This window comes from Mucilaginibacter flavus, assembly GCF_030409315.1.
GTDB lineage: Bacteria > Bacteroidota > Bacteroidia > Sphingobacteriales > Sphingobacteriaceae > Mucilaginibacter > Mucilaginibacter flavus.
This window is the reverse complement of record NZ_JAUFPS010000094.1, coordinates 16,449-32,884: the sequence shown is the minus strand read 5'-3', so window position 1 is coordinate 32,884 and position 16,436 is coordinate 16,449. Positions and strand designations below refer to the sequence as shown.

Below are 16,436 nucleotides of genomic sequence, written 5' to 3'. Positions count from 1 at the left end.
TTATTTCGGCATCACTTAATGTAAAATCTGATTCGCATAATGAAGACGACTCACCCCGACATCGCTACGCTTGTCACCCCTCTCTCCGCTTCGCGCATAGAGGGGGTTAAACGCTGTTTTTATTACCCTCTTTGCGGCTTGCCGGAGAGAGGGCGGCCCAGCGCAGCGTCGGCCGGGTGAGTCGTCCCTTGGTTGATCTCTTGTATAAAGGCCTTTTAAAACCCAGCCTGTATGCCAATATTAATTACCCGTTGGTTGATGTAGGCATCACCCGCGGTATTGGTTGCCACCTCCGGATCTTGCTGGTATTTTTTGAAGTTATCCCAGGTGAACAGGTTGTAGGCACTCAGATAAATACGGGCGTTGTTAATTTTAAAGGGCAGCATTTTGGCCGGTAACTGGTAACCTACATCGATGGTTTTTAAGCGGATGTAGTAAGCGTTAATTAACCAATAGTCAGAAAAATATGATGTTGGACTATTTACCGATGTAGGATTGGTGGTTAACCTTGGGAATTGGGCAGTGGCGGCTGTAGCAGGCGTCCAGCGCTCCTCGTGTATGGGTTGAAACTGGCTTTGGAAAGGTTCAATACCTGTGCCCAATACCGCGAAGCTGTAGTTAAACGAACCTGCAAACAGCGCGCTGATGCTAAACCCCTTGTAAACCGCCTGTAGCGATAAACCTAATGAGGTATTTGGCAGGTTTGGATGACCGATAGCACGCTGGTCAAATACGTTAATCTGCCCATCGCCATTCAAATCCTGGTATTTTAAATCGCCGGGTTGTAGCGGTAAACCATTATCTGGCACTGCTATAGGATCGCCTGCGTTTGAGCCACCATGAGCGGCTTTGTATGCTGTAATTTTGCTGATATCATCGGCGGTATAATATCCCAGGGAATGGTAACCAAACTGCTGACCGATTGGCTGCCCTGTTTTAGCCAGCCAGGGATAAGCCGGAGCTGCTTCGTCCTGAAAAAGGATTTTGTTTTTGGCGTATGAAAACACAAAGCCAACATTGTACTGAACCTTACCCAGGGTGCTATGATAGCTAATTTGCCCATCAAAACCCTGATTGCGGGTTTTACCAATGTTTACGGCTGGTAAGCCAACACCTAAAATTTCGGGCACGCTACCCGGCACAATCAGCTGATCATACCTGATATCATGGAAATAATCTATCGTGGCCGAAATTTTATCGTTAAATAAGTTCATATCCAAACCAATGTCGGTTTTCTTGGCACGCTCCCAAACTACGTTGGCATTGCTTAAGGCATCTTCATAAATGGTACCGTAACCTGTAGGTGTTTCGCCAAAATAGTAGCCTCCACCTTGTTTGTAAACCTGGTTATACACATAACGGTTGCCCGGCGCTGCATCAGAACCCACCAAACCATAGCTTGCCCTTACTTTTAACAGGCTGAATACAGGGAACTTGTCAGAGAAAAATTTCTCTTTAGCAAGGTTATAACCAATACTTAATGCCGGGAAATAACCAAAACGGTGATTGGCCGCAAACCTATCGGTACCGTTATAGGCGATGTTAAACTCCAACAAATATTTCTGCATATAATCGTACCCTAATTTACCCGATACACCCTGAAACTTTTGCGGCACAGCCACCAAAGATGCATCCAGTAATGATTGCGCGTTATACGTTTGCGATGTTTGGTTAAACAACAACAAACCGGTTACGTGGTGCGCGTTATTAAAATTATGATCGTAATTGGCATACAACTGTATATCATAATTATTGCTGTTCATATCGGTGTTACCAGTTAACACATAGGTGGAGTAAACATAGGTACCGCCCGGCTGCAATGAGTATTGATTATTTGTTGGATTGTAATGATAAGCCGGGATACCGCCGCCGTTAAATATTTGCTTGGTAAACTGCTCAATGCTGGAGTAAGCCACCCTGCCGGTTAATGACAGTCCATCGGTAAGGGCATCTAATTTTTGAGTTGCGCCAAACAAAAAGTTAAAGTCGGTACGGCGCGAGTGTTGATAACCGCCTGCAGCAAGCCTTGCATTTAGCGTTGGCAGGTGATCGGGGTTAAAACCCGAATACGCGTAAGAGTATGACCCATTGGGATTTAAATAAGGCGCTGTAAAAGGTGTTTCTTTGGTAAAATTGTAAATTTCGCCTACAGCGTTTTCATTATAAGGCTGGTTAAGATCTGAGAAACGGGTGGTTACATCCAAACGCAGATCCAATGTTTTATTGGCCTTTAAATCTAAATTAGACCGGAAGTTATAACGGTTAAAGTAGTAATTGGTGTTCACCAAACTTTGCGGATCGGCAAAATCACGTACCAAACCGTTTTGTTTTAAAATACCACCCGAGATAAAATATTTTAAAGCGCTGTTACCGCCCGAGATATCGAGGTTGGTATTGGCCTGGTAGGTGTTTTTCTTAAAGATCTTGTTATACCAATCAACATTGGGATGCCCGTAAGGATCATCGCCGGTTTTAAAATGATCTATATCGGCCGCTGTAAACGGCAACTGAAGGCCATCATTGGCATAAGCTTCATTAATTAGCTGTGCCGAATGATAGGAATCTAAAAAGGTTGGCGTTTTTGTAGGGGCCTGTACACCGGTTTCAACCCGCAGGTTAACTTTGGGCGCTCCGCTTTTACCGCGGCGGGTAGTTACTACCAAAACACCATTTGCACCTTTAATACCGTAAATAGCGGTGGTGGAGGCGTCTTTTAATATCGAGATACTTTCAATTTCGTTTACGTTGATTTGTTGTAACTGGTCATAGCTATACTGAATATCATCCACAATAATCAAAGGCTGGTTACCGGCAGGATTTAATGAGCTTACACCACGAATATAAAAGTCAGATGCATCCTTACCCGGCTGGCCCGATGCCTGTTGCGAAAAGAAACCCGGCAGTTTACCGGTAAGCGCGTTTTGCACGTTGGCTGTTGGTACCGTGCGGATATCGGCAGCTGATATGGAGCTTACCGCGCCGGTGTTGGTTGGCCTGCTCCTTTTGCCGTAACCTACTACTGCTACTTCATCCAAACCGTTGTTATTGGTTTGCAGGATAACATCGGCTGTATTACCATCTTTAAGCGCATATTCCTGCGTAATGTAGCCGATGAATTTTACAATGATTATGTTTGACTTCCCTTTAAGGGTAAGGCTGAATTTACCGTTGGCATTGGTAATGGTACCATTTGATGGCAATCCCTTTTCAACCACCGATGCGCCTGGCAAAGCACCGGTAAGATCGCGCACGTTGCCTGTTATGGCTTTATTTTGCGCAAACACCACCACCGGAACTATGGCTATTATTATTTGAAAGAAAAGTATGAATTTTCTCATAACTGCTTAATTAATTGGTTAAATTGATTTAAGGATTACCATCCGGGGTTTTGTTTCATATTCGGGTTCTTTAACACTTCGTCGTACGGTATTGGATACAGGTACATTTGCGGCGAAGTAAACTTGGCGGTGAGCGCGTTAACGATGTTATAAGTTAAGCTCGATCCTATTTTGGTGATAGACATGCCTTTCAGCGGCTGGTTCATCACTGTTTCGGCTGTTTTCCAACGGCGGATATCCCAGTAGCGGCTCTCCTCAAAAGCAAATTCAATACGGCGTTCATTATGGATGGCATCGCGCATTTGTGCCTGGCTCATACCGGCTTTTAAGCCATATAAACCGTCGCCACCTGCTGTAATACCTGCCCTTTTGCGGATGCTGATCAAGGCACTGTACACATCGCTGGTAGCGCCGTTAACCTCATTCTCGGCCTCGGCATACCCTAACAGCACGTCGGCATACCTGATGATGATCCAATCGGCATTATGGCCCTGGAAACTGTTGGTATTTTCCTCGTTACCCATAAACTTGCGCATGTAATAGCCAGTTGTGGTTTGTTGCAAGCTGGTATTGGGCTTACTCATACCACCTTCATACAGCTGCAAATCGCTGTTTAGCCAGCGCGCGCCATTGTAAAAAATGGTACCCGTAAGGCGAGGATCGCGGTTTTGGTAAGGGTTGTTACTATCATAGCCCGATGCAGCATCGGTAATTGCCAGGCCGTTTAACATGGGGTAAGCATCAACCAATTGCTGGCTTGGGCTGGTTTGGCCTTTGGCGGCCGCGCCCGTAAAACCTATAGGCGCGTTGATGCTCTCAATAGCGTTGTCGCTGCCGGTTTGCCGTATCATAATCATTTCAGAATTATTCTGCGTTAAAAACTGGCCTGTGAAACTGCTAAATAGCGAATAGCTATTTAAATTCATCACATCCTTAGCAGCTGCAGAAGCCGCTGCCCAACGGGCTACACTGTTATCGGTATAGCCGGTTAAAGGGTTTGACGCGTCAATATTGCCACCATTAAATAACGGACTTGCAGCATACAGCAACGCTCTTGCTTTTAAAGCCAGCGCAGCGCCTTTGGTAACCCTTTGCGCATCGGCATTGGGGTTGGCAACAGGAGCTGTTAGCAGGGTATCCTTAATAGCGTCGCATTCGCTTACAATGTATTTGATACAATCGGAAAACGAATTGCGCGGCAGGGCTACGTTATCGCTTATGGTATATACTTTATCGCCTAATAAAGGCACGCCACCATAGCGTTTTACCAGTTCAAAGTAAAAGAAAGCCCTTAACCAGCGTGCCTCGCTTTTCCATACATACTTTTCCGAATAGCCGTTGTACTTAGCCATTACCGGCACAACACCAATGTTATTTACAAAAATGTTTGCCTTACGGATACCTGCGTAATAGTAAGCCCAAAGATTTTCATCGGCAGGTACGGTATACGAGTTGTAGGTGGCCGTAGCCAGTATGGTAGTTTGGGTTGTGGTTGATGATGCTGATGACATCGCATCGTCAGACGCGGCATCCAAATAGTCGCCGCCTACCCTGTTGTGGCCGCTCTTCATTACCGGGTAAATGCCGTATAAAAATTCCCGTGCGCCGGTACCCAATGAATCTTTAGGATCAAACACATAGTTGATGCCCACCTTATCAACCGGAAATTGCTCATATTTTTTACAGCCCGCCAATACTATCACTAATGCTGTGGCCGCTATACTTATATTTTTAATTCTCTTCATGATCATAATTTTAATGTTGGCCAAAAACTATAGCTTAATATTTATGCCCGCGTTAAGCACCCTTTGTATAGGGTATACCAAACCATTTACCTCGGGATCGACCCCTTTATAGCCGTAAAGCGTATACAGGTTTTCGCCATTGGCAAACACCCTGATGCCCGATAGGCGCAGCTTGTGTGCCCAGTCGTAAGGCAGGTTATAGCCTACCTCTGCATTTTTAAGCCTCATGTAATTACCAGAGCGAATGTTGCGGCTTGAAAGCAGCCCATTATTGATATTACCGGATACCGTTAATCGCGGCGCGGTTGCCACATCGGCGGTTTCTGGTGTCCAGCGGCCGCTTAAGGCATCATAGCCCTGTCCCGAATAAATGTTACCAAACGGCCCGATGCCCGCAAAGCCGTTTACCAAGTTGCTGTTATAGATGATTTGACGGTTGGTTACGCCCTGTAAAATCACGCTCAGGCTAAAGCCCTCATAATTAAACCCAAGTGACGCTCCGTAATAAATAAGCGGTTTGTTATTGGTAATTGGCGCAACGTCAAACTGATTAATTACATGATCGCCGTTAAGGTCTTTGTATTTTACATCGCCGGCTTGCGGGGTGTAGCCTGTATACGTGGCGCTGCTTGCAGCATCCTGGGCATCTTTAAAGTAACCTATGGCAGTGTAGCCAAATACCACATCTGGCGATAGGCCGGTATGTTTCATCCAGGGGTACGGCACAGGCTCTTCATCGCTAAATACATTAACAGCTCTTTGAATTGATCCGTTGCCGCTTATAAAGTAGTTAAAGCTGCCTGCATGATCCTGGTAGGTTAACGTAAGCTCGGTGCCTTTGTATAGTTTTACACCAATGTTTTCTGCAGAGTAACCTGTACCCAACAAAGCGATGCTGTTGCCACGGGTTTGCAGCAAGTCGTAATACCTGTCGCGGTAATAATCGGCAGTAATTTTAAAGTGATCTTTAAACAGGGAGATATCGGCACCTATATCCAGCTTCTTAGCACTCTCCCACCTGATGTATGGGTTAGCCAGCGTATTTTCATTGTAGCTTTGAATTACACTGCGGGCAGTACCCAAAGTATAAGGATAGCCATTTGAGGTACTGTAGGTTTGTAAAAAGTTGTAGTAACCAAAATTATCTACGTTGGCATTACCGGTTTTACCGTAGGTTGCACGCCATTTCCATGAGCTTATCCAGCTTAGATTCGTCATGAAGCTTTCCTGTGCCATTTGCCAGCCCAAACCAATAGCGTAAAATGTGCCATACTGGTGGCCCGGTGGGTACCTGTTGTAACCGCTGCTGTTTACCGATGCTTCTAAAAAGTATTTGCTATCATAATTGTAGCCAAACTTAACCGCCCTATCGGTAGTGACGCCAGAAAGGTCATAGTTTAAAACTGCAGACCGGCTATCATACAGCAACATGCCGCTTACATTGCTTTTGCCAAATTGTCTTTCATAATTCACGGCAGCCTGCGCGAATGAGTAGCGGGCGCTTGATACCGTTGCAAAGCCATTTGACTGTGATATTGGCGTACCCACTGCCGAATACGTACTATCTTTATTATACAAATAGGTATTATTTTGTAAAGAACGGTTCACCAGCCCCTGCGATTCAAAAGCCAGGTTACCTTTCAATTTTAACGAAAGGCCCGGTGTTACGCTGCTGAGGTTGTAATTAAGATCGAGATTGGCCATTACATCGTTACTGTTGGTACGCTGATAGCCCGAAAACTCTGATTGTGACAACAGGTTATTGGTAAACAAGGTAGTACCACCAAATGAGCCGTTAGGGTTATAAACCGGGTAGGCATTGTTTGGCGTGTTGTACAATGTGTTTAAAATATTTCCATAACCCGTTCCCGGCTGCGTAGCTTGTTGAATACGGCCAAATAACTGTAAATCAACAGTAAACTTTTTGGTAACGTTAACGCTCAGATCAGAGTTGATCACATACCGGTTTAAATCGTTATTGGTGTTATAGGTTGATGTAGGGGCCGTATTGAACATCCCTTGCTGATCAAGATAGCTTAACGATACGCTGTACTGTGCCACATCGGTACCGCCATTAACATTTAACTTATAGCTGCTTAATGGCGAATTATTACGCAAAAGGGTTTTAAACCAGTTAACATCCGGGTGGCGGTACGGATCGGTATGGTTACGGTAGGCATTAAAATCATCGGCAGTGTAAATAGCCGGTTTACCATCATTTTGCAAAGCCTCGTTATACAAATACGCATACTGGTAGGCAGGCAATGGCGTAGGCAAATCAAGCGGGTGCTGTGATCCGGCTTCGGCCGTAAATGAAATGCGTGGCGCGCCGGCCTGGCCGCGTTTGGTAGTTACCAATAGCACCCCACGTGAACTGTTGATGCCCAGCAATATATTTGACAACGCATCCTTCAATACCGATACCGATTCGATACTTTCCGGATCGATAGACGATAATTCGCGCTGTACCCCATCAATAATGGTAATGGGCGCCTGGCCGCGTAATGATAAACCAATTTCGGTATTATCATTTGCGGAGTAGTTGTTGTGCTGTACCACATTACCAACAAAGTCGGCCACGGTTTGGGTAGCTGTTTGCGGGGTACTGAAACCGCTGTATTGCTGCGTATACAAGCCCGCTAACTGGCCCGGCAATGCATAGGTATATAACGATGCAGGTGTGGTGGTGAGTTGGTTGTTGTAAATGGTAGCAACCGATCCTAAGTTGGCAGATGCCTTTTTGGTGCCGTACAACACATTAATGGTTTCTGGCGATTTAAGGTAGGTATCCAGCAACCGTACCGTTAAAATGCCTTTATTTTTAACTACAACCTGGCGTGTGTTATAATTAGCCCTGGTAAAAACCAGCTCATCATTAAGCCCGGCGTTAATTTCAAAATGGCCGTCCTTATCAGTAACTGCCGCTTCGGCTTTGCCTTTTATGGCAACTTTAACCCCTTTTAAGGGATTGGCAAATTCATCAAGTACAATCCCGCTTACCCAATCAGGATGGGTACTACCCCTGCCTGTGGTATCCTGCATGGCTGCATACCCGGTTTTTACCAGCATAAGCATCAATATCATGAAACCTGTAAAGCATTTCTTTAAGTAGCAATAAGCCATAGTATAAGATTTAAATTGTTGGCAATAATTAAAATATCGTTTTAGCAAATGTGCATGGACCATAGCACTTTATGGTCCCTTAAGCAACATCATTGTTTTAAAACTGGTTTATGAGCACTTAAACGTGTACACAAACGGAGCCAGGGTATTACCATAGCCAACCTTTATAGCGCCCGTTTTATCGGTTACGAAATACTCTATTTTAGTTATGGTTTGCGTACCGGTGGTACCAAAGAAAGCCTTTGGCCAAAATGTTACCTGAAATTTTTTACTGCCCGACGCCGTTTGCACCATTTTGGTTTTATCCGTTTGCTCGCACACGCTAATGGTTTTACCATCGCTGGTATAGGCTGTGGCGCACAGATAAGTTTCTGTTGGATTGCTATCAATTAATTTGGTTTCAACCACGGTACCATCAAAGGTGAGGGTGATGATATCATTGTCTAATGATTTGGGCGGGTTAATGGTGGTTAACTGCGGGTTACAAAAATCCACCAGATCGCCGGTGCCGCCGGTTAGTTCAAAGCAGTCGGTTACCTTTTCGCTATAGTAAGTGCCATTACCATCGCTGGTAAAACCGTTACCGGTATCGGTAATTACGTAGCCTAATTTCACCAGGGTGTTATTACCATCGGCACCTACTTTAATTTTGATGTGCAAATCGCCAGATATGGCATTACCATCACTGTGCGGATAGGCTTTATCTGATTGATAGGCCACCCACTCCATATCGTCAATTAAGTTGCCGCCTATCTGAAAAGTTTTTTTCATATAAGCAGGCCAGTCAAGGCCGCCGCCATTTTTTGCAACTGTACCGGCAGGTACCAGGTTCATAGTGCCATTACCCAGCGGACTGGTGTATGTAATGGTGGTGTTTTGAGCCGCTTTCCAGCCTTTAGGCACCAGGAAACCGAAGATCAGGTAATCGGGGCCGCCGTTACCTACTGTGGGTATGTTAATGTGAACGGTAATAGGCACAACCGCGCCCACCGTAGCAGTAGCCGGCTGATCGACGCCGGTAATAATTTCGCCGCAGCAGGCCAGTATTATGGCAATGGTTATTAAAGCGCAAAACTTCCACAAACCTTTAGCTTTAATATGTAAATATGATCTCATAAATTCTTCGTATTTATTTATTGGGTTTGTGTTTAATTAATTGGTTTTCTGTAATACATACACATAGCTATTATTGGGGCATCCCGGGCTAAACGTAATAGTTAGCTGCCGTTTACCGTTCACAATAGGATAAGTGAAAGGCGTTGCAACAGGCGTACCGCCGGTGGCTGTAAAAGTTATTTTAAACGGGTATTTAGGATCATCCAATGAGTATTGGCCGTCGCCATCAACCAAAAAAGGCAGTTTGTTTTCCAGGTTGTAGGTACCTGATTTAAAGTTTACCCTGAATTTTGTAAAATCAATAATGCTGGTTAAATCGGTACCGTTGCGAGTGGCCCGAATTACCTGCCAGCTGCCGGTAATATCTTTCACCGGCTCGGCTACGGATAGCGGCTTTTCGGTTTTGCATGATGCCATCAGGATAGTTACCACAGCTATCAGCAAAAGGCTTACCTGGTTAAATATGTTATTCTTTTTCATTTGCTATATCTGTTAATGATCAATAACCGGGATTTTGTAACATCGCTGCTGATTTTGCCACCTCGGTTTGCGGTAAAGGCCACAGGTACATTGCCGTGCGGAAATTGCGTTTACGTACCGGGAAAGTTTTGTAGGTAACGGAGCTGTTATTCCTGTCAACCTCCATACCGTAGGTTTGTACATTTTCGGTTTGGTCGGCAATTTTCCAGCGCCTCACATCCCAAAAGCGGTGCTCTTCAAAGGCCAGTTCAATGCGGCGCTCGTTTTGTATAACGGTGCGCATATCGGCCTGGCTTAACCCGGTGGGTAATTGGTAAGGATTTAGGCCCGCCCTTTGCCTGATAGCTTCAATAGCCTGGTAAACCTGCGTTGTAGGGCCACTGTATTCGTTGGCAGCCTCGGCGTAGTTAAGCAATATCTCGGCATAGCGCATCAGCGGCCAGCATCTTTTTGTTGGATGAGTAAAATCCTGCGATACGGCATCGGGATCTAACATCTTGTTGGTGTAGTAGCCCGTGCGGGTGCCTACGTTTACAGCATCCGGCCCGGTACTGCGCCCCAGATAAGTGCCAATAAAAATATCGATAGGGGTTTTGCCAGATGCCAGCCTTACCTGCATCAGCGATTGATCATGAATGATAGAGTAATTCAAACGCGGATCACGACCGGCGTATGGGTTTTGAGGATCGTAATTGGATGTTGGATCGGTAATCGGCTTACCGTTTGCCATCGGGAAGGCATCCACAAGGGCTTGCAAGGGAAAGGCACCGTTTTTACCGGTACGTGTTGGTGGTTGCCAAAGGCCTTCAAAGTCGGCATTTGATCCACGCATCAGCTGAAAAATATACTCGGTATTAAGCGGCAGCGTAAACAGGTGCTGAAAGCCGTAACCCGGTGCTGTAGCGTTGTCCGTATTTAACTGGTAAGCACCGGTGCTTATCAGTGCCAGGGCAGCATCTTCAGCAAGTTTCCAGCGTTCTTTATCATAGCTTGCATAGCCAACCAATTCTTTGGTGGCACCTGTTCCTATTGACTGACCATTAAACAGCGGACTTGCAGCGTAAAGTAATACCCTTGATTTAAGCGCCATACACGCGCCTTTTGAAGCGCGACCATAACTTAAACCTGTTTGCGTTAATGGTAAATCAGCTGCCGCTGTATCACAATCGGCCAGGATGTAGTTAACAGTTTCGGCGTACGTGTTGCGGGCCGCCGGGATAGCATCGGTATAATTGTAAATACTATCCTTAACAATATGTACCCCGCCGTAGTGTTTCAATAAAATGGCATAATACCAGGCCCTTAAAAAGTGAGCTTCTGCACGCATCTGGGTTTTGGCAAAGGCCTTTATTGGCGATTTTGGCAAATTAGCCAGCAGCTGATTTACCGCGCGGATATTTATATAGCTGTTTTTGTACGCATCATCCGTAATAACCGCCGCGTTAACCGTGCCCGATTCAAAAGCCAGCGCCGTTGAGCCCGCAGATGTATACACTTCGGCCTCATCTGATGACGCATCAATCCCCCCGTACGTAAACCTGCCGGGATTAAAGCTGAAACCAACCCCGCTGTAGATGTTTGATAAAAACGCCACGGTATTAGCACTATCGGCAAACACGGTACCCTTAGTTAAGTTTGATGTAACTGTTTGCCCCAAAAAGCCATCCTTTTTACACGATGACATGTAAAAAAGCGCGAGCCCTGTAAGCGGATAAAAAAGAAACCTGGAGTAAATTTTTTTCATATTATAGGTTTATTTACAATAGCATAATTTTACACGCAATACCAACTTTTCAATTTTAGAAAAATCGATTTAGCACATTTCCATAACCTTTACCAGATTATGGTTCAAAAAAGTAAGTATATGGTAACTGGTTTATAACAGATATTGAATCTGAGTGCTAATTTAAACCATAAAAACGATTTAGCAAATTTTTTCCGCACTTTTTTCAAATTTATTTTGTTCGCATTAAATGCTTTAAAAAATTAAAAATGTGTTTAAAAATGGGGCTTAACATTATAAGCCCGGTAAAATTAAAATGGCAACACTATGCCCCCTAAAAACTGCTCAAAAACAGAATAGTTATCGAGGCGAATAATGTCAGCTTAAACGGCCGTATAATCCATTATTTAATGGGTATTATACAAACATTGGCTTTGAATGCTGGCAAAGACTCACCCGACATCGCTACGCTCGTCACCCTCTCTTCGGCAAGCCTGAAAGAGGGGTTTGAATGGTGAATATTTTGAATTGCTAAACATAAAAGAAAAACCAACCCGCGTTCAAACCCCTCTATGCGGCGTAGCCGGAGCGAGGGTGCCGTCCGCCAAAGGCGGGCTGGCGGGTGAGTATTCTACGCCATGAGATCTCCCCCTCTCCCCTACTTCTGCTTATTAAAAAACCTGCTAAAAAACAGCATCTGGTAATTGATGGAATTTCCCCAATACTCCCAGTTATGCGTGCCCGGGCGTATGGTAAAATCATGCGGAATTTTGCGCAGCAGCAGTTCGTCATGAAAAGCCTGGTTCACCTTAAAGGTAAAATCGTCATAACCGCAATCAAAGGTGAGGGCCAATGAATTTGGTTTGATAAGATAAATCATATTGATGACCGTATTTTTTTCCCAGGTATCGGGATGCTCGCTGTATTTGCCCAGCATTTGCTCAATGCCAAAGCTATCGGCAAAAGGCCGCACATCAACCACACCGCTCATGCTGCCTGCGGCGCCAAATTTATCCTGATGCTTAAAGGCCAGGTACATGGCACCATGGCCGCCCATGCTTAAACCAGTAATTGCCCGTCCGCTCCTATCGTTTATGGTGTCATAATGCTTATCAATATAGTTAATCAGCTCGGTACCTACGTAGGTTTCAAATTGCCATTCTTTGTTCATTGGGCTATCATAGTACCAGCCCGCGAAAGCACCATCGGGGCAAACGATGATTATTTGGTACTGATCGGCCAGGCCGGCAATGGCCGGCACTTTGGTAATCCAATCACTGTAGTTACCGCTAAAGCCATGCAGCAGGTAAAGTACCGGGTATTTTTTGCCGGTGCTATAGCCCACCGGTTTAATTACCACGGCTTTAATATCCTTATGCATAGCATCACTATGTGTTAAGGCGGTATCAACCGTTGCAGCATTGGCCTTTATAAATGTTATAAAGCAGATGATCAGCAATAAAAATGTTTTTTTATAAGTATTCATAGTTAAGATAAGTTCGGTGGTGTGTTATTTAGCGGCAACAATGGTTATGCGATGATTTTGTGGTTTGTTAATGGCATAAATTTGATTGGTAAGTACATCCATTTCCATTTGCCAGGCATCACGCACATTTTTGTAGCGGGCACGGGTATAATTATCCTTGTTGCCATTCACAAAAATATCTTTCACCGCGTATTTTTTCACGGTATCAAGGGCCGCATTGCTATCATTGTACAACAAACCTTTTCCTCTTAAAAAATCATACTGCATCCATTTGTACATGCGGGTTCGGCGTTCAATATCCCAGCGTTCTTCGTTTAGTTCCCTTATTTGTATGGCTTGCTGATATTCTGGGGTAGTGGTAATTTCGGCCAGGTTGAGCCCGTTGGAAAGTTGCTCCGCAGATGTGCTGGCAATTTGTTCACCATCAATTTTCACTACATAATTGCCGGCTTTTAATCCCTTAATAGTCAATAGCTCCTGGTTAAACTCTTTGGTAAAAGGCACAACCTTTAACGCTTCCGACTGTTTTTTGCGATTCCCCCATGAACGCGGAATGGTATCAATAGGGTAAGGCAGCGAGTTGGCCAGGTAATTGAAACCTACAGAATCGGCAGCGGTAACCACGTTACTAACGCGGCAGTTAACTGCTTTTAAAACTTTTTTGTTTTGGGCGTTTACCACCACATCGGCTACCGGCATATTATCCAAACCCTGCGCTTTTAAAAACAGGTAAGCCATCACCAGGTGTCCATCATTATCCGGGTGAATCCTATCATTGGGGGTTAAACTAAAAGTAGAATCTTTGGCCTGCTCTCGGAGGTTAATGGCGCTCATCGGGTGGAAAAAATCGACATAACCGTAACCATCTTTTTTAGCTGCGGCTTCCTGAAAATCAATGATTTTTGAAAACGCCTGCGCTTTACCGGGATAAAGATTTTGCTTATTAAACTTAGATGTAAAATCATACGGCGAACCTAAAATGAAGATCTTTTTTATTTCGGTATGCTGCGCCAGCTTTTCTTCGAGGGTGGCAAAAGTTTTATAACTACCCTGTATGCGTTTATCCATAAAATCCTGCGCATCTGGTTTATACCATTCAAAATAGCCGCTATCATTCATGCCCCAGGTAAGGGTTAAAACATTGGGCTTTTTTGATAAGGCATCGTCATCAAACCTATCAGCTATCTGACCAATGGCGTCGCCGCCGATACCCACGTTAAAACAGGTGATGCGCGCGTTGGGAAAATGCGTCATGTAATACAGCCAGATGTAGGAATGATAATGCCCGCCATCGGTAATACTGTTACCCACAAATGCTACCCTATCACCAGCCTTAAACGGCGCTATCTTTTGAGCATGTGTTAACGCGGTTATCCCGAGACCCACCAGTAGTAAAAAAACTTTCTTCATTGTGTATTTAGTTATTCTCTTTTTTCTTCCCATCAAGTCAAATCCCCTCTTGAGAGGGGGCGCACTGGGCTTGAGCGTTGGCAGGGGTGTGTTCTTCGGCGTTCCTCATCGCTTGTACAACACACCCCTCCGCCCCTCTGAAGAGGGGATTCGCTCGTGGCTCTGGCTTTTCAGCCCTGTCATTTTAAAAACTTCGCAAGCCTCTCGTTTCTCTTAACGTCCGCTTCTTGTACTCCCTACAACCCCACCAACGAATACGGTATCCTTACCCCTTTTACCTGGTAATAATTAGGGTCCTGGTTATTGTTAAAGCAGGTTTGGGTTGAGCAGCTGCCGCCATCGGCGTTGTAATTTAAACAATAGGTAACCAAAAGTTCGTTATGCCCGTTGCTAAACTCGCCGTGTATGGCCGGCGTATAATATTTGGCCAAATGCCCGTTGTACATATCGTTAATGGTAAAAACCAGTTTGGGTGTGGTGAATGGCCCTGCCGGACTGGTAGCCGTACAAATGTAAATGTTGTGGCTGCCCGGATCACAAAAATACCCCAGGTCTGTAATCATCATTACATATTTACCATTCACCTTTGATATAGCTACGTTTTGCTGTGTGGTATTCCCACTGCCCACGGTAATAGCTGCTGTTGATGCCGATTGCAGGCTTGTAGACCAGCTGCTGCCGGTCCAGAAAGTCCAGCTTGATGGGTTGCTTACCGGGAAGCGGGCCAGGAATATGTTGGCCGTATTAAAGTAAACGCTTTTATTGCCATATACATAAACGCTATCGCCGGTTGTGTTTTTTACCATGCCACTGCTAAAGCCTACATCTGTCTGTCCCGAGATGCCATTCGGGGTTAAACGCGTTGCAGCACCCCAATTTAAGCCTGTGGTATTTTGATTAATGGAATAAACAACCTGGTTAGCCGCGGTTGAACCGTTTGCAGATTCATAGGTGTATAACAGCACCTTGCTCCCCGCCTCAATGCCAATGCCCGGCCAGCGATAGGTACTGTTATGGTCGCCAGGGCTTTCAATGATTTCCAGGTTGCTCACCGGCGAATTTGTGGTAGTGATATTGGGCGTTAATGATTGATCCCAGCTATGACTTGCCGGTTGCAACAATGCCGAATTATGGTATTTAAAAAACTGGCAGTACAATTGCCCGCTTGATTGCAGCTGATCGCCGGCGTAAGCATCCTCCGTAACCCAAAATACCTTGCCGTTATTGGCGCCGTAAGTAAGGGGGATACTTTTACCTTCGTCAAAAGCCACGGTACCGCTGGTACGATGGAAAAAGTTTACCACATCATCATCGCGATAGGCTTCGGCAGTGATACTGTTTAATACCCATTGCTGGGCGGTATTCCCGCTCACAAAAGCCTCCTGCGTTATGGCGGTTCCGTTACTGGTTGATGCGCCTTCGTTGGTTACCGCAAGGCCATTGCCCACATTTATAATTTTGTAAATATTGGTACCTATCGATTGGATATACCATTGCTGGGCGTTATTGGTATTGGCTTTATCCTGCCAAAGGCCAATACCCGGCGTGGTAGAGGCCAGTGGCACTTCGAGGTACTTACCGCTGGCCACGTTCATGAGCTTAAATTTGGTGGTACTTGTTATTGCACCGGTACCTTGTTGAATAATGTACCATTTTTGATTGGGATTGGTGGCCGTACCACTGCCCAGGTATTGGTATTGTTGGGCGGCGTTACCATCATTGAGCATGCCTATCCCATTAATTTCGATGATCTTGCTGCTGGAAACATTGCTGATGTAAAACGTGCCATAAGCGTTCACGGGCGACCCCGCCAGGGGAATTTTGGCCCCTGCTACAACCGTGGACGGCGTAGCCGGTTTTGCCGATTCATCGCGTTTACAGGCCTGCAAAAGGGCAGTACCGGCAACAAACAAGGTAAATAATTTTCTTTTCATAATTTGGTTTTGATAAATGGTTGATAGATATAGTATTTATAATTTGGTTTCACATAAATCGTTTTAGCAAATCCGCACAAA

The 16,436-nt window shown here is 45.1% G+C and carries 9 protein-coding genes; all 9 read right to left on the bottom strand.

Annotation, left to right across the window (positions count from 1 at the left end):
- Positions 1-215: 215 nt before the first annotated feature.
- The 9 genes from QWZ17_RS26960 to QWZ17_RS26920 all read right to left on the bottom strand — a co-directional run bounded on the left by QWZ17_RS26960 (position 216) and on the right by QWZ17_RS26920 (position 16,355).
- Positions 216-3,338, bottom strand: coding sequence for a SusC/RagA family TonB-linked outer membrane protein (locus tag QWZ17_RS26960; protein WP_290308450.1), 3,123 nt, complete (start codon positions 3,336-3,338; stop codon positions 216-218).
- 35 nt (positions 3,339-3,373) lie between these two features.
- On the bottom strand, positions 3,374-5,083 hold the full coding sequence (locus QWZ17_RS26955) for a RagB/SusD family nutrient uptake outer membrane protein (protein WP_290308449.1): 1,710 nt from the start codon (positions 5,081-5,083) through the stop codon (positions 3,374-3,376).
- 27 nt (positions 5,084-5,110) lie between these two features.
- On the bottom strand, positions 5,111-8,206 hold the full coding sequence (locus QWZ17_RS26950; RefSeq protein ID WP_290308448.1) for a SusC/RagA family TonB-linked outer membrane protein: 3,096 nt from the start codon (positions 8,204-8,206) through the stop codon (positions 5,111-5,113).
- A gap of 108 nt (positions 8,207-8,314) precedes the next feature.
- On the bottom strand, positions 8,315-9,322 hold the full coding sequence (locus QWZ17_RS26945; RefSeq protein ID WP_290308447.1) for a DUF4961 domain-containing protein: 1,008 nt from the start codon (positions 9,320-9,322) through the stop codon (positions 8,315-8,317).
- Positions 9,323-9,358: 36 nt separating this feature from the next.
- Positions 9,359-9,802 (bottom strand): DUF5004 domain-containing protein, encoded by a 444-nt coding sequence (locus QWZ17_RS26940; protein WP_290308446.1) that lies wholly within the window; start codon positions 9,800-9,802, stop codon positions 9,359-9,361.
- Between the two features lie 19 nt (positions 9,803-9,821).
- Positions 9,822-11,546 carry a RagB/SusD family nutrient uptake outer membrane protein gene (locus tag QWZ17_RS26935; protein WP_290308445.1) on the bottom strand — a complete coding sequence of 575 codons (1,725 nt, stop codon included), beginning with the start codon at positions 11,544-11,546 and terminating at the stop codon, positions 9,822-9,824.
- Between the two features lie 637 nt (positions 11,547-12,183).
- Positions 12,184-13,011 (bottom strand): alpha/beta hydrolase, encoded by an 828-nt coding sequence (locus QWZ17_RS26930; RefSeq protein WP_290308444.1) that lies wholly within the window; start codon positions 13,009-13,011, stop codon positions 12,184-12,186.
- A 24-nt stretch (positions 13,012-13,035) separates the two neighbouring features.
- Entirely contained in the window at positions 13,036-14,421 is a 1,386-nt protein-coding gene (locus QWZ17_RS26925; RefSeq protein ID WP_290308443.1) for an SGNH/GDSL hydrolase family protein, read from the bottom strand.
- A gap of 236 nt (positions 14,422-14,657) precedes the next feature.
- On the bottom strand, positions 14,658-16,355 hold the full coding sequence (locus QWZ17_RS26920; protein WP_290308442.1) for a DUF5005 domain-containing protein: 1,698 nt from the start codon (positions 16,353-16,355) through the stop codon (positions 14,658-14,660).
- Between the last annotated feature and the right edge of the window lie 81 nt (positions 16,356-16,436).

Bases quoted from the DNA above. Each gene is read 5' to 3' on its own strand.
- QWZ17_RS26960 (WP_290308450.1), bottom strand. From the start codon at position 3,338: ATGAGAAAATTCATACTTTTCTTTCAAATAATAATAGCCATAGTTCCG.
- QWZ17_RS26955 (WP_290308449.1), bottom strand. From the start codon at position 5,083: ATGAAGAGAATTAAAAATATAAGTATAGCGGCCACAGCATTAGTGATA.
- QWZ17_RS26950 (WP_290308448.1), bottom strand. From the start codon at position 8,206: ATGGCTTATTGCTACTTAAAGAAATGCTTTACAGGTTTCATGATATTG.
- QWZ17_RS26945 (WP_290308447.1), bottom strand. From the start codon at position 9,322: ATGAGATCATATTTACATATTAAAGCTAAAGGTTTGTGGAAGTTTTGC.
- QWZ17_RS26940 (WP_290308446.1), bottom strand. From the start codon at position 9,802: ATGAAAAAGAATAACATATTTAACCAGGTAAGCCTTTTGCTGATAGCT.
- QWZ17_RS26935 (WP_290308445.1), bottom strand. From the start codon at position 11,546: ATGAAAAAAATTTACTCCAGGTTTCTTTTTTATCCGCTTACAGGGCTC.
- QWZ17_RS26930 (WP_290308444.1), bottom strand. From the start codon at position 13,011: ATGAATACTTATAAAAAAACATTTTTATTGCTGATCATCTGCTTTATA.
- QWZ17_RS26925 (WP_290308443.1), bottom strand. From the start codon at position 14,421: ATGAAGAAAGTTTTTTTACTACTGGTGGGTCTCGGGATAACCGCGTTA.
- QWZ17_RS26920 (WP_290308442.1), bottom strand. From the start codon at position 16,355: ATGAAAAGAAAATTATTTACCTTGTTTGTTGCCGGTACTGCCCTTTTG.